Annotated in this window: 17 protein-coding genes and 1 pseudogene; 13 read left to right on the top strand and 5 right to left on the bottom strand. The window is 44.4% G+C overall.

Annotated elements, in window-relative coordinates:
• Window positions 1-44: 44 nt before the first annotated feature.
• The gene (locus BN1546_RS08765) at window positions 45-938 is read right to left on the bottom strand and encodes an AraC family transcriptional regulator (protein WP_090737149.1); all 894 of its coding nucleotides are present in this window, start codon (window positions 936-938) and stop codon (window positions 45-47) included.
• Between the two features lie 163 nt (window positions 939-1101).
• Between BN1546_RS08765 and BN1546_RS08760 the strand changes: the two are divergent.
• Window positions 1102-1575, top strand: a pseudogene (locus tag BN1546_RS08760) (SDR family oxidoreductase); the annotation flags it as partial.
• A gap of 634 nt (window positions 1576-2209) precedes the next feature.
• Here the strand turns inward: BN1546_RS08760 and BN1546_RS08750 are convergent.
• Window positions 2210-3229, bottom strand: coding sequence for an SPRY domain-containing protein (locus BN1546_RS08750; protein ID WP_090737147.1), 1020 nt, complete (start codon window positions 3227-3229; stop codon window positions 2210-2212).
• Window positions 3230-3437: 208 nt separating this feature from the next.
• On the opposite strand from BN1546_RS08750, the gene BN1546_RS08745 reads away from it, so the two are divergent.
• Window positions 3438-3671 (top strand): hypothetical protein, encoded by a 234-nt coding sequence (locus BN1546_RS08745; protein ID WP_172800029.1) that lies wholly within the window; start codon window positions 3438-3440, stop codon window positions 3669-3671.
• Between the two features lie 129 nt (window positions 3672-3800).
• Window positions 3801-4616: a DUF2935 domain-containing protein gene (locus BN1546_RS08740; protein ID WP_058830610.1), complete on the top strand. Its 816-nt coding sequence runs from the start codon at window positions 3801-3803 to the stop codon at window positions 4614-4616.
• 239 nt (window positions 4617-4855) lie between these two features.
• Here BN1546_RS08740 and BN1546_RS08735 read toward each other — a convergent pair whose 3' ends face one another.
• Window positions 4856-5398, bottom strand: coding sequence for a GNAT family N-acetyltransferase (locus BN1546_RS08735; protein ID WP_090737145.1), 543 nt, complete (start codon window positions 5396-5398; stop codon window positions 4856-4858).
• Window positions 5399-5734: 336 nt separating this feature from the next.
• Here BN1546_RS08735 and BN1546_RS08730 point away from each other — a divergent pair, with 336 nt between their 5' ends.
• Together BN1546_RS08730 and BN1546_RS08725 are read left to right on the top strand one after the other, a co-directional pair.
• The gene (locus BN1546_RS08730; protein WP_025676228.1) at window positions 5735-6334 is read left to right on the top strand and encodes a dienelactone hydrolase family protein; all 600 of its coding nucleotides are present in this window, start codon (window positions 5735-5737) and stop codon (window positions 6332-6334) included.
• Window positions 6335-6392: 58 nt separating this feature from the next.
• A complete protein-coding gene (locus BN1546_RS08725; RefSeq protein WP_090737143.1) occupies window positions 6393-7559 on the top strand; it encodes a hypothetical protein in 1167 nt (388 codons plus the stop codon).
• Window positions 7560-7570: 11 nt separating this feature from the next.
• Here the strand turns inward: BN1546_RS08725 and BN1546_RS08720 are convergent, their stop codons facing one another.
• Entirely contained in the window at window positions 7571-8260 is a 690-nt protein-coding gene (locus BN1546_RS08720; RefSeq protein WP_090737142.1) for an ArsR/SmtB family transcription factor, read from the bottom strand.
• Between the two features lie 98 nt (window positions 8261-8358).
• Between BN1546_RS08720 and BN1546_RS08715 the strand changes: the two genes are divergently transcribed.
• The 3 genes from BN1546_RS08715 to BN1546_RS08705 all read left to right on the top strand — a co-directional run bounded on the left by BN1546_RS08715 (window position 8359) and on the right by BN1546_RS08705 (window position 12304).
• Window positions 8359-8997, top strand: a complete 639-nt coding sequence (locus BN1546_RS08715; protein ID WP_090737140.1) for a flavin reductase family protein — start codon at window positions 8359-8361, stop codon at window positions 8995-8997.
• Window positions 8998-9150: 153 nt separating this feature from the next.
• On the top strand, window positions 9151-10443 hold the full coding sequence (locus tag BN1546_RS08710) for a homocysteine synthase (RefSeq protein WP_040102256.1): 1293 nt from the start codon (window positions 9151-9153) through the stop codon (window positions 10441-10443).
• Window positions 10444-10639: 196 nt separating this feature from the next.
• A complete protein-coding gene (locus tag BN1546_RS08705; RefSeq protein WP_090737138.1) occupies window positions 10640-12304 on the top strand; it encodes an FAD-dependent oxidoreductase in 1665 nt (554 codons plus the stop codon).
• Here BN1546_RS08705 and BN1546_RS08700 read toward each other — a convergent pair.
• Complete coding sequence (locus BN1546_RS08700; RefSeq protein ID WP_013369165.1) at window positions 12289-12657, bottom strand: VOC family protein; 369 nt, start codon at window positions 12655-12657, stop codon at window positions 12289-12291. The genes BN1546_RS08705 and BN1546_RS08700 overlap by 16 nt on opposite strands.
• Before the next feature lie 142 nt (window positions 12658-12799).
• Here BN1546_RS08700 and BN1546_RS08695 point away from each other — a divergent pair, with 142 nt between their 5' ends.
• The 5 genes from BN1546_RS08695 (at window position 12800) to BN1546_RS08680 (ending at window position 16209) form a co-directional block, all read left to right on the top strand.
• Window positions 12800-13132 (top strand): hypothetical protein, encoded by a 333-nt coding sequence (locus tag BN1546_RS08695; protein WP_013369166.1) that lies wholly within the window; start codon window positions 12800-12802, stop codon window positions 13130-13132.
• A 339-nt stretch (window positions 13133-13471) separates the two neighbouring features.
• Window positions 13472-13594, top strand: a complete 123-nt coding sequence (locus BN1546_RS27805; protein WP_255305280.1) for a hypothetical protein — start codon at window positions 13472-13474, stop codon at window positions 13592-13594.
• A gap of 99 nt (window positions 13595-13693) precedes the next feature.
• Window positions 13694-14002, top strand: a complete 309-nt coding sequence (locus tag BN1546_RS08690) for a LexA family transcriptional regulator (protein WP_090737136.1) — start codon at window positions 13694-13696, stop codon at window positions 14000-14002.
• 719 nt (window positions 14003-14721) lie between these two features.
• On the top strand, window positions 14722-15177 hold the full coding sequence (locus BN1546_RS08685) for a MarR family winged helix-turn-helix transcriptional regulator (protein WP_014599429.1): 456 nt from the start codon (window positions 14722-14724) through the stop codon (window positions 15175-15177).
• Between the two features lie 153 nt (window positions 15178-15330).
• Complete coding sequence (locus tag BN1546_RS08680; protein ID WP_090737134.1) at window positions 15331-16209, top strand: (Fe-S)-binding protein; 879 nt, start codon at window positions 15331-15333, stop codon at window positions 16207-16209.
• The last annotated feature ends 38 nt before the right edge of the window (window positions 16210-16247 follow it).

Here is a 16247-nt window from a genome sequence, read left to right as displayed (position 1 = left end):
CATCATCAGCTGACTCATCTGCCTGACGTTGGTAAACTTCTAAATTAGCTGGGATGTAGTTCTATGTCACGTAGATGACTGATATCTCTCATCGGTGGGCGTCCGAATAAGCGAGCGTATTCTCGGTTGAACTGAGAAGGACTTTCGTAACCGACCTGAAATCCTGCCGTTGCAGCATCGTACCCTTCCGTGAGCATCAGTCGACGTGCGCTCTGCAATCGAATGATCTTTTGATACTGAAGGGGGCTCATTCCCGTTACTCTTTTGAAGTGCTTGTGAAAGGTTGTTGGGTTCATGTTCACTTTTTTTGCTAACTCTTCAATGACTAGCTGTTCAGAATAGTCACGATTGATTACATGTATTGCATTTGAAATACCTTGTGCATAGCTTCCGATCACGGCGAACTGCCTGAGTAACGCTCCTTGCTCTCCCTCCAGCACACGATAAAATATCTCCCGGATGTAGAGTGGAGCTAGTATCTCGATATCCGTGGGTGAATCTAAAAGATTGACGAGGCGTAAAATCGCATCTAACAGAAAGGAAGTGGACCGATTAACCAGAATGCCCCTTCCCGTGTCTCCCTTTTTCTGCAAACTAGATTTCGTGCATATATCTATAATGACATCAGGGCTAAGTGTTAATTGTAAACTTAGGTACGGCAACTGTGGAGAAGCATGAGTGATTTTCCCAATCACTGGTAGATGTACGGATGCAACCATATAACTGGACGAATCGCACATGAGGCTTTCCCCAACAAACGTGACGGTTTTAGAGCCTTGGGCAATTATGTAAATAGAGGGCATGTTGAGGGTATGCGTCGGTTTCGACTCCGCGGATGCGCGCCTGAAACAAAGCTCTGGAATCGCTGTTTGGTGTAAACCATCCTTAGGCGTATGCCGTGCTATTTGCTTAGCTAACTCCGTAATGAGTTGGTTCAAACTTATTCACCAATCCTTTTTCATTTAATCTGATATGAATATTGTAATTCAAACCGGACAGGAATAGGCAAGGAACGCGTATGAATCGTCTATCTGCTTTATTTTGATATTTCTTATAATTCAAGGCGAAAGACAAATTTCCAGATGAAAGAAGGATTCGGAAATGAGATTAATCCAGAATGCAACCCTGTCCGGAATCAAAGATAAAGTTGTTGTCATTACGGGTGCAAGCAGTGGGATTGGTGAAGCAACTACACTTTTACTGGCTGAGCATGGGGCAAAAGTCGTACTTGGGGCACGGCGACCTGAGCGCCTTGAAGCTCTTGCGGCCCGCATCGCGGAGGTTGGCGGTGAAGTCGTGTATGCTAGCACAGACGTCAGACGGCGGGAGGATGTAACCAAGCTCATCCATTTGGCATGTGAGCGATTCGGCACGATTGACGTTCTCGTGAACAACGCCGGCGTGATGCCGATTTCTCCCCTTGACGACTTGCGTGTTGAGGATTGGGAGGACATGATCGACGTCAACATTAAAGGTGTTTTGTACGGCATCGCCGCAGCACTGCCTGTCTTTCGCAAGCTGGGTTCCGGACATTTCGTCAACATTGCTTCTACAGCAGGACATAAAACTGTACCGAGGGCTGTTCTTTGCGAAATATAAATTGTACTCATGGATGAATAAGATTTATAATTCTATTATTTTCAATAATATACTATTTGATATTGTTGTTCTTGTGCTGTTATTCCGTTTTCGTACTACGAGTCAATGGTTTGAGAAGACAACGATTGATATGATCATAGCCCCTGTAGTTATCCTCGTTAGTATTCATTTAATGAATAAATTAAAACTAACCAGACTTTTCGCTTACCTAGGCAAAAATTCAATGAATATTTGGTTAACCCACACCTTTTTTTTGTTATTATTATTTTCAGAGTATTGTTTTCTTCCCCAAGGTATCTATCTTGATCTTGTTGTGGTTAACATTGTTAACGGTACTTACTTCAATTATTGTTAACAGTATCATCAGTCTCATTAATAACAAGGTGTACACTAAAAATATGGATCTTAATCCAAACCAAGTTGGAAGCCAAGTGTAGTTTGATTTTTTGCACTCATTCAAGAGCAGTTTAGTTAAATATAAGCGCAGCCTCCATGCTTTTTGGAAGCTGCGCTTTTTTTTGAATTAAGCGGTGGCAAACTTTTTGCCTGAAAAGTATATAAAAAAAGGACTTCATTAGCATATTAGCCGATATGAAGTCCTTCATAATGTTTATTTGGTTGAATACTCACTTACTTCAAATGTGAGAATTTTGTTGAAGATTACATAGTCTTTGCGATTGCTGAAAGGACCTTTGTTATTATTATGTTTATCGATGGCAAAGAATGAAGCACCTCTGCCGGCATCTTTAGCATCGTACCAAGCGATGAAGGCATTCAATTCTTTCTTACTGAGATCGAATTCTTTATCAAATCCATTGTCCATCGTTACAGTCAGAATGGCGCGATCACCAGCTGGTTGTGAGGAATCATCTGTATCCGATGGATCTGGCGTTGTGGACGACCCAGGTGTTGTAGATGAACCAGGCGCCGTAGATGGATCCGGTGTTGTAGATGATCCAGGTTTTGTAGATGGATCCGGTGTTGTGGACGGATTAGGTGTTGTTGATGTATTTGATTCTTGGTAAGGCAAAAATCCTTCAGGAATTGGATATTTAAAATCACTTGCCCCAAAATTAGCAGTAAGTTTTTTTTCTGATCCAGTGCCATTGTAGATCAGTGGGAACACTTGTGATCCAGCAAGCTCTGAAGGTTTTGCAATGCTTGTTCCTTGGGAAACTCCATTTTTATACCATGTAACATTGTCGTTGTCCAAATCTAAAGCTATACCAATGACGTCATTGCCGCCAAATATACTACCATAAGCCGTTCTCTGAATATTGTTCGATGTGTTTTTTGTTCTAATTAACAGTTGACCATCCATGCCATATTTAGCCATCATTTCCCATGACGATGTGGGTAGTGTACCTGTTTTGCCAGTAATTCCTATTAGAGTTATAGAATCGTATCTATTATCATTTACGCTTACTTCCCAGTACCATTTTCCCGAGGTTTTCCCAACAGTTGCTTTGTCGGCATCACCGTTACTCCCAAGAATTCTTACTAAAGAACCATTTGTCCAAGTCACATTTGTTGTCTCCGCTTTTGTAACGGTCGGGAACAATGAGAACACCGAAATCCCAATAAGAAAGGCTAACGCTATTGTTCCTAGTTTTTTATAAATATTTTTCATGACTTCCTCCTAAAATTATGTAATAACAAGTGAATTATAGAACTGGATTGGGATAATTGTCCAAACATTAAATGATATATATTCAAATATGAGTATAATTGTGGAAATTAATTTGTTTCGGAGGAACATAAGTAACATACGCAGAAATGTTTATTGCAGAAGGAATCTATTTATAATTTACTGACTGAAAATAGTTGAGGTGATCGTTGTGAAACGTACATATAAAATATTGAAGACAGATATGGAGTTGTTTAGAGCTGCTTTGGTCCAGGCGCATGTATATGTGGTGTCCGTTGATGAGGACTTACGCGTGACATTTGAGGACTATGGGGGAATAGTAGAGGAGATTAAGCCAGAATCAGTCAAGATAGCAGGTAAAATTTTTATGAGAAACCAGCTTGAGTTTCGGGTAGACCTGATAGCAGGAGAAAACCCTGAATGATCTAATAACTCCGGCTCAATTTTCGAAATTAGATTTGTATAAGACGTGGAACTTTGATAATCATAATGACCTGGCATATCCCATATGACTAAGTAGGTGCTTTTTGGCTCACATAGAGGAGGGATATGATTGGATGCATTCGTGGCGCGTTCATTAGATGAAATACGGTTTTGGTCGAGGATCATGAAGGAGCATTCCTTTTTTCTGGGGTTAGGTTTTAGAGCAGAAGATACTCAGCTTAAAACAGAAGCCAATCGGTTTTACACCATTTTCGAGGATATTGAGAAAAGATCGTATGAATTTAAGACTGACACAGATCCTTATACAATTAGAGAGTTTAATACGGAAGTTCAGAATGCGGCGACGAATATTTGGGCATTTAAGAGAATGGTATTGGGCCTTATATTACAATGCAAACTTCCTGGGCAAACCAATTTTCCCTTACTGGTAGATCACGTAAGCCGGGAAGCAAATTACTTCAGAAATCGTTTAGGGGAACTCAATTCAGGAACGCTTGAACCCTTACCTGATGCTATTATTGACGAAAATGTATTTTTCTTAAAGATTATGGCCGATCACGCAAAATTCATAGGCCATCTGCTGGATCCCTCCGAACGCAAACTGGTTGAACAAGCTAGGGAGTTTAGTAATGATTTTGATACACTGATGTTTCAAGCGATTGATTTAAGTTATATGCGCCCACAGTCGCAGACGGTTCCACTTCTGAGTCAATTTGTGGATGAAAACCGTATCTCTGTGAAGTCCTTGCGAGATTTTAAGAAAACAGCGCGTGATTTGATCGACGAGTGTCGAATAAAAAGCATTATCCATCCTTTATTAGCTGATCATGTATTTCGTGAGGCTGAGCGTTTCCTTTTTATTCTCGATATGTTTGATCAGTCCTTATCCGGTGTCAAGGTGAATAAGAATGAAATTATGCACTGAGATCCCCCTACAAAACGAATACAGTTTCTGTAAAATGTGCATTGGAAATAAAGTTTTAGATTGAGCAAAAAAATCAAACAGCGGCGGACCAAGACTTAAAAATAAAGTCTTAGACTGCCGCTGTTGTTATTCCACTAACGTATTCTGTTAGGTTGTCCAATATTATTGGCTGCCGTTAATTCTGACTCCGATCCTCCGGTATTTACTACACCTCTCGGCTCTACTAGCGTTCACTAAACTTAGATATCCTCTGCCGGATTTATAATCGCCAGAACCTGATGGTCCTCCCACTTTCCATTAATTTTTACGTTGCTTCGAGAAATGCCTTCTTTGTGAAAGCCAGCCTTCTCAAGCACACGGATGGATCCTGGATTCCGAGGGGAGGCTTCTCCAACGATCCGATGAAACTTTAGTTCATCGAAAGCGTAGCGAACCACCTGCTTCACCGCCTCTGTCATATAACCTTTGCCGTTATAAGCTTGGTCTAGGCTGTATCCGATCATACAGCTCTGAAGGGGTCCCCTCACCACAAACGATAGGCCTATGCTGCCTATAATCCGGTCGTCCTCCTTGTGGCATACCACGAAGGAATATTTCCGATCCTCCACCATGTCAGCCTTACTCTTAATAATCGTTTGGAGCTGGTGCTCCTCCGTATAGTGCTCTTCTTGGTGGTTTGGCGAAAACTTATCAAAGAACTCGCGATTGCGTCTGTACATCGCTGTCAATTCTGTGACGTCCACCTCTTCTGGGAATCGGACGTATACTTGCTGTTCCGACATCTGCACCATCCTTCCATACGATGATATTGAAGGAATTATATCATAGGATGAGGATGCAGAAACTGACTTGATGAGTATGTATATGAGAAGCATTTCTCTGAATTTTAACCAAAAATATATAGCGAAATGATCATATTGGATATAGTATTTTCTAAAAAAGGGAGGCTGGAAAGTATGAATAATGCTTACCAAGTGCTCGAGGAGCGTATATTCGAGCAGCACTGGTTGTATCCATTGAACTGTTCAACCGGTTATCCTTAGAAGTACGGCTAAGTATAAATATATGTATCCATGAGGATTTGTTTTACCATATTCAAACCTGTTTGGGGGAGCAACATGATAAGCATAGATAAAAAATCGGACACCCTAATTGTCGTGCTGCATGAGATTTATGGGATTAACCAGCATATACAAAATTTTTGTAGTTTATTATCGGGTCAGGGTTATGACGTCATTTGTCCAAATTTAATAGGCAAAGAAACGCCTTTTGACTATTCGCAAGAGGAGGCTGCTTATGCCCATTTTATGGGGAATGTAGGGTTTGAACGCGCTTCCTATCATATCGAAAGTGTATTATTAAGTATTCGAGCTCGCTATAAAAAGGTATTTATCGTCGGATTTAGCATCGGGGCAACGATTGCCTGGTTGTGTAGCAAAGAAAAATATGCTGATGGAATCGTAGGATACTATGGCTCTCGTATTCGGAATTATTTGGAAATAACTCCGCATTGTCCAACACTGCTTTTTTTCCCGCAGGAAGAAAAATCATTTAATGTGGATGAGCTCATTTCAACTTTAGACAACTATAATATCCGGGTACATAAATTCAACGGACAGCACGGATTCAGTGACCCCTACTCTACCCGATATCACGTACACTCAGCGCAGCAATCATTTAACGAAATGGTAGAGTTCTTCAGGAAGGTTGATCAATAAAAGCAGTCGTTTGCTTCTAGCCCACACCTTTTTCACTGTTCTGGGGAAACGCACAGTCATGATGTGCCGATTAGTCATAGGTATATACATCATTGACTATGAAAAGGAGATGCATGTGGCTGTGGCTACCTTTTATCAAGCTTTCAAGTTGAAGAGTCGGATTTGGCGAACGATGCTAAATCGAAACGGAGTAACAGGGATTGGAGTAGGTTATGCTGATCCCAATAGACCGGCAAAGGGTGCGGCGATTGTGTTATACACCTTGAGAAATCTTTCGGCTGTGTCGCAAACCAAATTGCAGGCAGTAACCCAAAATATAAGTCGGGCTTCTGCGATACCTATCCTAATTTTAGGTGTGGGTTCCTTCAAAAGCGAAGCGGCGACGCCTACCCAAACGAACCCTCGCCAAAGATGGCGCCCCGTGCCCGGTGCAGTCAGTGTAGGAACAACGGTTCCCACCACTGCAGGAGGGACCGGAGGACTCATTGTTATTAAGAATAATATTTTGTTTATTTTGAGTAATGCCCATGTTCTAGTCCCAACGAATACAAGCCAATTTCACAATACCATTCAGCCTTCTCCGGCAGACGGGGGTAGAACGGCGGATCAGATCGGGAGAGCTTTTCAATTTGTCCCGCTTACTACGACAGGTGTTAACTTTCAGGACTCTGCCATAGCTATTGCCAATTCAAATAGTCTGCTTAATCCGAGGTATCTGATTAACCAAAGTGGTGGTCTCATTACCGTACCTGGGCACTTATTGAGCTATCGTCTGGGGATGACGTTTAAAAGAATGGCTAAAACAAATGGCTTCGCCAGAGGAGTTGTGGAGGCGATTGGCGTGGAGCAAAGAGTGAGGGGCGATTCGGGAATCAAGACTTTCCGTGATCAAACCGTCATTCGTTTTACCCAGGGACGAACTGGGCCTGGAGATTCGGGTTCCGTATGGCTGAATGACAGTAACGACCGGCTGAACAATTATGCAGCCGCGGTTCATTTTGCCGGATCTACCGATGGAACGCGTTCTGTATCTTTCCCAATTGAACGGGCGATGAGAACCTATGGGACTTTGGTTGCCATTCCGGCTGCTGCTGGAGGATATAAAGAAGGTGTGGCAAAAGGAAAGGCTCCAAAAAACAATTATGCCTATGTCCGGCCATTGACCAGAAAACAAAGGTCCTTGTCTCCGGTCATAACATCCAATACAGAACAAGAAAAGCATTAGACTATGATTATCTAGCCGATCTCTATCGAAAATACCTCTTTAAAACCTCTTTTACCCTCGGCTGTAATGCGTATCGCTCGGGTTGTGGGCAGATGCTCGACCCAATGTAATTCAAGTAATCTGTCCAGAAGAGCACTTCCTAAAGCACCGGCAAGGTGATGGCGTCGTTCACTCCAATCCAGGCATTTATGTGAGAAGGAGCGACGCTTTTGTCTTGTGTTCTTGAGGTCTATCTGAAAGTCAGCGAAGAAAATCTCTCCTTGTTGGGTAATATGAAGTCCGTCCTGATCCTCGGAAAGAATCCCCTTTTGAATGAAAAAACTCATGATTTGTACGCCTAAATGACCCGCAACATGATCGTAGCAAGTTCTTGCCAACCGTATGGCCTCGTTTTCGGAGGCTTGTTTGAATGACTTGATTGGAACAGGTGGAGCTATGGATAAAAGTGACTCCATCACCTGGGCAACCTCGGGGTCTTGAATGCCATAGTAACGGTGCCGACCTTGTTTTTCTACGGTAACGACTTGTGCCTCGGTCATTTTAGCCAGATGGAAGCTGGCGGTTTGCGGTTTGATACCTGCCATATGGGCTAATTCACTTGCCGTGTGAAATCTGCCATCTAATAGAGCGGTGAGAATGGCTGCCCGGGAAGGCTCACTGACGAGAGAAGCAATCATGGCTACATTTGATTTGGTGCTCATGGCACGGTTATCCCCCTTTGTAATCCATACTTCGATGAAGGTTGAAATGTTTACATTTTACAATAAGGAGGCAGATCTGAACAGAAGGAGAAGAGAACATGGACCCAATGAATCAAATAAATCAGATGAACTACAGCCCAAGTATAAAAACGATAACCCCTAGCATTTTATATTACGGAACCCCTGTGATTTTACTCAACACGCTGAATGAGGATGGAACGACCAATATTAGCCCTATTTCCTCCTCGTGGGCATTAGGAGATTGTGTGGTACTAGGCATTGGAACAGGTGGCAAAGCATTAGAAAATATGGAGCGGCATCCCGAATGTGTAATCAATGTTCCTGGGCCTTCCATGTGGGAAAATGTAGAGCGTTTGGCTCCTTTTACAGGTAAGAATCCCGTTCCAGTGGAAAAAGAGAAACATGGATTTACATATCAAAAAGATAAGTATGAGATCAGCGGACTGACTGCGATTGACTCGAATAGGGTCAAGCCCGCCCGAATCAGGGAGTGCCCTATTCAAATTGAAGCCAAGGTGAAGGAAGTCCGTATTCCTGATCATTCTCCTTATTTTGCGATCGTCGAAACCCAAGCCATTCAGGTGCATGTTCATCAGGATATCATCCTAGGTGAGAATCATATTGATCCGGCAAAGTGGAGCCCACTCATCTATAATTTTCGCCATTATTTTGGTTTGGGTGAGCATTTGGGCAAAACTTTCCGATCCGAAACCTGATACTTCAAATAAAATAATATTATCCTACCTGAATAATGAGAATTATCTTCCCAAATCGTCCTTTTTGTGCGAGAATAATTGAAAAATCATCCATGACTACGCATACAGGAAGAGACGATTCATACAGCACGTATAACAAGGGAGGAAATAATCATGTCAGAAGAACGCAAGCTGTCATTCGAAACCCTCGCTGTCCATGCCGGACAAGAGATTGATCCTACTACCTTTTCCCGCGCCGTTCCGTTGTACCAAACCACTTCATATGGATTTCGGGATGCCGAGCATGCGGCTGATTTGTTCTCGCTGAAAGAATTCGGCAACATTTATACGCGTCTGATGAATCCAACTACGGATGTGTTCGAGCAACGGATCGCCGCACTGGAAGGCGGGGCTGGTGCGTTGGCCACAGCTTCGGGAATGGCGGCGATTTCCTTCTCCATTCTGAACATTGCGGGAGCTGGAGATGAAATTGTATCGGCCTCCAGCCTGTATGGCGGTACATATAATCTGTTTTCTACCACACTGCCTAAATTGGGTATTAAGGTGCATTTTGTCGATTCGGATGATCCAGAGAATTTCCGTCATGCCATTACGGATAAAACGAAGGCCATCTTTGCCGAAACGATTGGCAATCCACAGGGCAATGTGCTGGATGTGGAAGCAGTATCTGCGATTGCACACGAATATGGTATTCCACTGATTGTGGACAACACGTTCCCGAGCCCTTATTTATTGCGTCCTATCGAATATGGAGCGGACATTGTTGTGCATTCGGCAACGAAGTTCATTGGCGGACACGGTACGTCTATTGGCGGAGTGATTGTGGACAGCGGCAAGTTTGACTGGAAAGCGAGTGGCCGTTTTCCAGGACTGACTGAGCCGGACCCGAGCTACCATGGGGTTGTATACACCGAGGCGGTGGGACCTATTGCGTACATTATCAAGGCACGGGTGCAATTGCTGCGTGACTTGGGAGCAGCCATTTCTCCGTTCAATTCATGGCTGCTGCTTCAAGGCTTGGAAACATTGCATCTGCGGCTGGAAAGACATAGTCAGAATGCCCTGAAGGTAGCGCAATATCTCGAAAGTCACAAGGATGTGGAGTGGGTCAGCTATGCCGGATTGCCGAGCCATCCATCCTATGAGTTAGCCCAAAAATATTTGCCAAAAGGACAAGGGGCAATTCTGACCTTTGGTATCAAAGGCGGGAGCCAGGCGGGAAGCAAGCTGATTGCGAATGTAAAGCTGTTTTCTCATCTGGCGAATGTGGGCGATTCCAAGTCTTTGATTATTCATCCGGCAAGCACGACTCACCAGCAACTGGATGCAGAGGAACAGGTGGCTGCCGGAGTCAAACCGGAGCTGTTACGTTTATCTGTTGGGACCGAAGCGATAGACGATATTTTGTATGATCTGGAGCAGGCAATCGCGGCCAGTCAACAATAACAAACAGTAGTTGGCGTCTTGTTAGGCCCAGTGAGATAGGGAAGTTTTGTAGCATTCGCAAGTGATTTTTGATTCCAATCGGTTTTCATTCAGAGTTTGATCAGGCGGGGGGCAACCTTCGCCTTTTTTGTATGTTGACAACATACCCCCATAGGTATATATTATACCCCATAGGGTATATAAGGAGGGGAAGAAATTGGGTAGGACAATAATTATTATTGGCGGGGTAGCAGGTGGAGCTTCTGCTGCGGCAAGATTGCGTAGATGGAGTGAGGAAGACGAGATTATTCTATTTGAACGCGGTGAGCATGTTTCTTTTGCAAACTGTGGCCTTCCCTACTATATTGGGGGGACAATCCAGGCGCGGGAGAAGCTGTTTCTCCAGACGCCTCAAGGCATTAGAGACCGTTTTAATATAGATGTACGGGTGCAAAAAGAGGTAATACAAATAGACCGCGAGCATAAGCTTGTCCATTACCGCGATATGATCACAGGAGAGACGGATGAGCAGCCATACGATATTGTGGTATTATCGCCGGGAGCCAAACCGATGATAGCGGATATTCCCGGATTATATGAAGCTACAAATGTATTTACGTTAAGAAACATTCATGACACCGACCTTATTAAGGCATATGTAGATGAAAGGCATCCCAAGCATGCCACGGTAATCGGGGCCGGATTTGTTGGGCTGGAGATGGCTGAAAATTTGCGGGAGCGTGGACTTGCAGTAACCATCATGGATAAGGGACAACAATTGTTGAATCCGCTTGACCCCGAAATGGCTAAACTGGTGGAACAGCATGTAAAGCTGAACGGGGTGGAGGTGCGTTTAGAGGAAGGAGTCGTAGCTCTTGAAGAACAGGGTACACAGCTCCGTTTGACTTCCGGGGAGATGCTTCAGACGGACCTGGTTATTCTGGCGATTGGTGTTGTGCCTGAAAATGAGCTGGCCAAGCAATGCGGATTGGAACTAGGTTTTCGCGGTGCCATTCAGGTGAATGCTCAGCTGCAAACCAGTGATCCGTCCATTTATGCGGTAGGGGATGCCATCCAGGTCAAAGACCGCAATCATGGGTTTGCAACGATGGTATCGCTGGCCTGGGGAGCCAATCGGCAGGGGCGTTTGGCCGCAGATCATATTAATGGTCAGGCGATTTCCTATGATGGTGCGCTCGGAACATCCGTAATTAAGACCTTTGCATTGACCGCAGCTTCTACAGGCAACAATGAAAAAACATTGCAGCGACTGGCTGTTCCTTATCAGGCTATTCATATTCATCCCGGTTCACATGCCGGTTATTATCCTGGCGCGTCACCCATTTCGATGAAGCTGCTCTTTCATCCGGAGACTGGGATGATCTACGGGGCGCAGGCTGTTGGGGCTGATGGCGCGGACAAAAGGATTGATGTTATTGCCACGGCGATTCGCGGTCATTTGAATGTCCGTGAATTGGCAGATATCGAACTTGCTTATGCACCTCCTTATTCTTCAGCTAAAGATCCTGTGAATATGGCGGGTTACGTGGCTTCGAATATCATGGATGGACTGGTCCAGACGATACAATGGCATGAAGTTGACGATTTCCACCGCAATGATGGTCTTGTAATTGATGTCCGGGATGCGGTGGAGCTACAGGGAGGAACCATTCCAGGTTCCATGCATATTCCTCTGGCCGAGATCAGAGAGCGGATGTCGGAAATTCCTCGTGATCTGGAGATCGCGGTATCCTGCCAAGTCGGGCTGCGTGGCTATCTAGCGGCCAGAATTCTGACCCAATCGGGCTATCGGGTAAGGAACGTTGATGGTGGCTACAAAACATATTCGGTTATGGCTAAACGTGGTCATCTTTTAAAATAGTTCATTACCCATCCAATCTGATTAAGATGATCCGTTACTTCGCCGTGCAACGCACCAAAGAAGGTATCTTGTAGCTCTACAGTGATGGTACCTTTTTCTGATAGTGAGTAGTAAGCCTGTTTAAGCTCATCCTCACTCTCACAGTCGAGAATGATTTGGACATGCTGTGCTTTCAGTGGTTTACCGTAGGAATCGGAAAAATGGATATGACTGCTACCCAGGTGCAGTTCGGCATGTAAGAGCTTGCCTTCTTGCTTGTTCAGTACTTTGATTTTCCCGCCTAGAACAGATTGGTAGTAGTCAATCGATTGCTGCACATCGTTTACAATGACAAAAGGACTTGCACTTCTCATGGGATCCAATCCTCTCATTTCTTCTATGTAGGGCTGTCTGCTAACATACATTATTTACATTGTCGGCAGGGTTTACCCCTTTTCTGATTAAATTTATGGCTTGGTTCACTGTGTGACGTCTGTTACAATAGAAGAGGCATATATGATGGATAGAAAAGAGGTCGAACAGGTGGGCACTTCAGCGATTTGGGAAGCAGTTATCTATTGGGTGATCTTGGTGATTTCTGCTCTGTGTGTGATTGCAGTATCTGGTAGTCGGAAGACGGCAAGCACGATTATTTTGGCACCCATTGTTTTGTTCTGTACCATATTTATGATGCAGGGCTCGGTGTTTACTGCTATGAAGCATCCGACCATGGGGGCTAATGTCGGTCTGGGTATGGCGTTTCTGACCACATGGGTAGTCAGCGGAATATTGTTTGCTGTAGCGCTTGTGATTGCTTTTATTAAATATAGCAAAAGGAACAAGGCGTAGTTCAGCCTTAACCTCAGATGAACAAAGGCTTTCGGTGATGTACCGAAAGCCCTTTTTGTATTCTTAGTTAACGATACAGGATGTTTTCGTTCATCTACGTCTTCTCATGAGCAAAACAACGATCAGCACAATGATGATCACGATCAATAGAAACTTCATATTCGATAACCTCCTTGATCTGTCTCCTATTTGATATTAACCATTTTTAATAAGTGTGCACCGATGCATCCCAAGCAAGTATGTATTGTCAAATGTTTGGCGAAAATGTGATTGTGGGATCAAAAAGAGGTTTACAGGCTTAGCTGTAAAGTGTATACATAAAGTGAGGAGGCGATTGCCATGAGTGATCGTGCATTTCATTTGTTTTATATTATTTTCTTGACGGTTCTGGCACTTGGAAGTGTTGGAGGAATCTCTTGGTGGTTGCGCTCTATCGGTCGTCAGGAGAAGGAAAAAAACTAAATTCAGCATGGGCATACAAGCCCGTATGCATCTTCCAGTAGGAGGGTGCATTTTTATATGTTATAATGGGAACATATGTTCTTTACAGGAGGGGTAATGATGTTGCCGGATTTGGAACGGAAGCTACTGCGTATTTTGTATAATTATTTTGCCCAGCATCGCCACATGCCTACAATGGCTGAATTGTCAGCAAAAACGGGTAGGCGAGATTCTGAAATTACAGCCGCATTGCGGCATATGGAACAAGAGCGCTATATCACATGGGAAAAAAACACAGGTACCCAGCATATTGTGTTACTGGAAGGATGGGAGCGTCCTTCCACCTACAAGCCTGCCCAAGTGGAAGCTGGACGCCCTTCTACCCAAACGATACAGTCTGGTAGTACGGAATATTGGACGAATTATTAGTAGCGATATATAGCTGGAAAATTAATGAGTTTTTAAGGTGCATATCATTTAGTTTTAAGAAAGCAAGACTATAATGACCCTATTAACCCCTTTTTGATCAAGCTATAGGCCCTGTCGATGTATCGGCAGGGTCACTTTTTTGTTCATAGATACGTTTTCCGTATATAAAAAATCCCCCGGGGATCATCCGGAGGATGTGTGCAGCTTGCGTATACTGCACGGCCTGCTCAAACTTCATCGTTTGACGGCATAATATATATTTAACCCCTGCTACCTTGCATTATATGGTCAGCATGTTCATAAGGGGCAGTCTGATTCCTCTGTTCATTTTCCAAACGACAAAAGCCCTACCTCTCTTTCGTCCTTGCGGCTCCGATGACCGCGCCAGTGTGAATGTGAAAATCTTCGGCAAAAGCTCAAAATTCTACATTAGGGTTATACATAAAATTTGGAGAAGCTCCATGCGGTATTAGGAGTATAGCTTCTTGCGTGGAATCCTATGGGGTTAATACATACTTTATTAGTATAACAAGCTTAATTCTAAAACGCAAGGTATTTATGGTTTTTTTTGATTGTAGACTGGAAATAATGCACTTTTTGCAATGAATTAGACTCATTTGCATTTGCAGAAAATGGAGACTGTGATAAATTGCTCTGACAAAGCACTCGAATTTTGAAATAGTGTAGTTACACGAAAAGATGGAAGGAAATTAAGAACTATGACTGCCTCAAGGAAAGACAAAAAAACATCACAGAATAACTCGCCCTCAGTCTGCACATGCATTAATCTGCGTCGTGCCTCGATGGCTGTAACAGGGCTGTATGACCAGTATCTGGCTCCAAGTGGACTCAATATCAGCCAGTTTTCGCTGCTCAAGCATTTAACGGTACTGGGACCGGTAAGTGTAAGCGAATTAGCATTGGAGATGCGACTCGACCGAACCACGCTTGTGCGCAATTTGAAGGCACTGGAACAAAGCGGGTATGTGGAGGATACATCCGCCGAGGGAAGCCGGAACCGCTGCCTTACCCTGACGGAGAGTGGAAAAGCACTATATAACGATGCAGCAGAGCTCTGGGAGGAGGCGCAGTTATTTTTACAGGAGTCACTGGGAAGTGCCGATTTGCAGATATTGACCACACTGTTATCTAAAATTGAAAAATTGCGACTGTGATTAGCTTTTGCCTAATAAGGGAGGTATGCCGACTCATTCGTGTATATACACGAAAAGGGTTCGGATGTGTAACGCAGCCATTCATCGGTCAACAGGTATCCGCCAGGAAGTCGAGAGAATTCACAATAACTTAAGAAGAGGGATGTGGACAGGATGGTAACGCCCGTACCGGACATGAAAGAACTTATCGCAGCCGAGATGAAAGCCTATGTGAGTGAAGACAAGGGCAATTTCTGCCAAGAATTACAGAGCCCGTACTACGAGGAACCGATTATTCAATTTGCAGAGGCCAATGATCCTTTGTTTGAGCAGTATAAAACAGTGGTGGGCTCCGACCATGCTACGCCACAGGAAGCCTTCGAACGGACCTTCGGCACAGGAAGTTTTGGTGGAGGCACCGTTGTCAGTGTTGTGCTGCCGATCAGTGAGACGATCCGCAAGGCCAATCGTGCGCAAAAAGCAAGAGCCTCCAGAGAGTGGGCGCTGCTACGGACCTTTGGCGATGAATATTTTGTGCGTTCGGCAAGGCAGCATTTGGCGGGATATCTGATCGGGCTTGGTTACCGAGCTGTGGCGCCGCTGGATACGGATTGGTACAGCATCCACGGTGCCGCAGGTGGTCCGGTCTCTAACTGGTCGGAACGGCATATCGCGTATGCAGCCGGTCTTGGCACCTTCAGTATCAACGATGGCTTTATCACCGAGAAAGGAATTGCCATCCGTCTGCTGTCTGTAGTAACGGATCTGCAGGTGCCGCCTGATGTCAGAGTGTCCTCGAACCTGAGCCATACCGGAAACTGCCTGCTGTGCAGCAAAGGCATTTGCGGTGTGTGCATTACTCGCTGCCCTGTGCAGGCTATCAGCAAGGAAGGTGGTCATGACAAAATCGCCTGCATGAAATTTGTGTATGGTGAGGAATCCCGAAAGTGGGCCGTGTTAAACGGCGGTGAGGCTAAATCGGGTGCCGGCTGCGGACTTTGCCAGACCAAGGTGCCCTGCGAAAGCCGCAATCCGATGCGGACCGCTCGCTAGTGTTATTTTCCTAAGATCTATGCAAATTGCTCAAGCAA

The organism is Paenibacillus sp. Mc5Re-14, assembly GCF_001049835.1.
Lineage (GTDB): Bacteria > Bacillota > Bacilli > Paenibacillales > Paenibacillaceae > Paenibacillus > Paenibacillus polymyxa_C.
The sequence above is the reverse complement of the archived record's forward strand: the minus strand, read 5'-3'. Positions and strand labels throughout refer to the sequence as shown.

What these genes read in the sequence shown, in the direction of transcription:
- BN1546_RS08750 (WP_090737147.1), bottom strand. Translation starts at nt 3,229, where the DNA reads ATGAAAAATATTTATAAAAAACTAGGAACAATAGCGTTAGCCTTTCTT.
- BN1546_RS08735 (WP_090737145.1), bottom strand. Translation starts at nt 5,398, where the DNA reads ATGTCGGAACAGCAAGTATACGTCCGATTCCCAGAAGAGGTGGACGTC.
- BN1546_RS08730 (WP_025676228.1), top strand. Translation starts at nt 5,735, where the DNA reads ATGATAAGCATAGATAAAAAATCGGACACCCTAATTGTCGTGCTGCAT.
- BN1546_RS08725 (WP_090737143.1), top strand. Translation starts at nt 6,393, where the DNA reads ATGATGTGCCGATTAGTCATAGGTATATACATCATTGACTATGAAAAG.
- BN1546_RS08720 (WP_090737142.1), bottom strand. Translation starts at nt 8,260, where the DNA reads ATGAGCACCAAATCAAATGTAGCCATGATTGCTTCTCTCGTCAGTGAG.
- BN1546_RS08715 (WP_090737140.1), top strand. Translation starts at nt 8,359, where the DNA reads ATGGACCCAATGAATCAAATAAATCAGATGAACTACAGCCCAAGTATA.
- BN1546_RS08710 (WP_040102256.1), top strand. Translation starts at nt 9,151, where the DNA reads ATGTCAGAAGAACGCAAGCTGTCATTCGAAACCCTCGCTGTCCATGCC.
- BN1546_RS08700 (WP_013369165.1), bottom strand. Translation starts at nt 12,657, where the DNA reads ATGAGAAGTGCAAGTCCTTTTGTCATTGTAAACGATGTGCAGCAATCG.
- BN1546_RS08695 (WP_013369166.1), top strand. Translation starts at nt 12,800, where the DNA reads ATGATGGATAGAAAAGAGGTCGAACAGGTGGGCACTTCAGCGATTTGG.
- BN1546_RS27805 (WP_255305280.1), top strand. Translation starts at nt 13,472, where the DNA reads ATGAGTGATCGTGCATTTCATTTGTTTTATATTATTTTCTTGACGGTT.
- BN1546_RS08690 (WP_090737136.1), top strand. Translation starts at nt 13,694, where the DNA reads ATGTTGCCGGATTTGGAACGGAAGCTACTGCGTATTTTGTATAATTAT.
- BN1546_RS08685 (WP_014599429.1), top strand. Translation starts at nt 14,722, where the DNA reads ATGACTGCCTCAAGGAAAGACAAAAAAACATCACAGAATAACTCGCCC.
- BN1546_RS08680 (WP_090737134.1), top strand. Translation starts at nt 15,331, where the DNA reads ATGGTAACGCCCGTACCGGACATGAAAGAACTTATCGCAGCCGAGATG.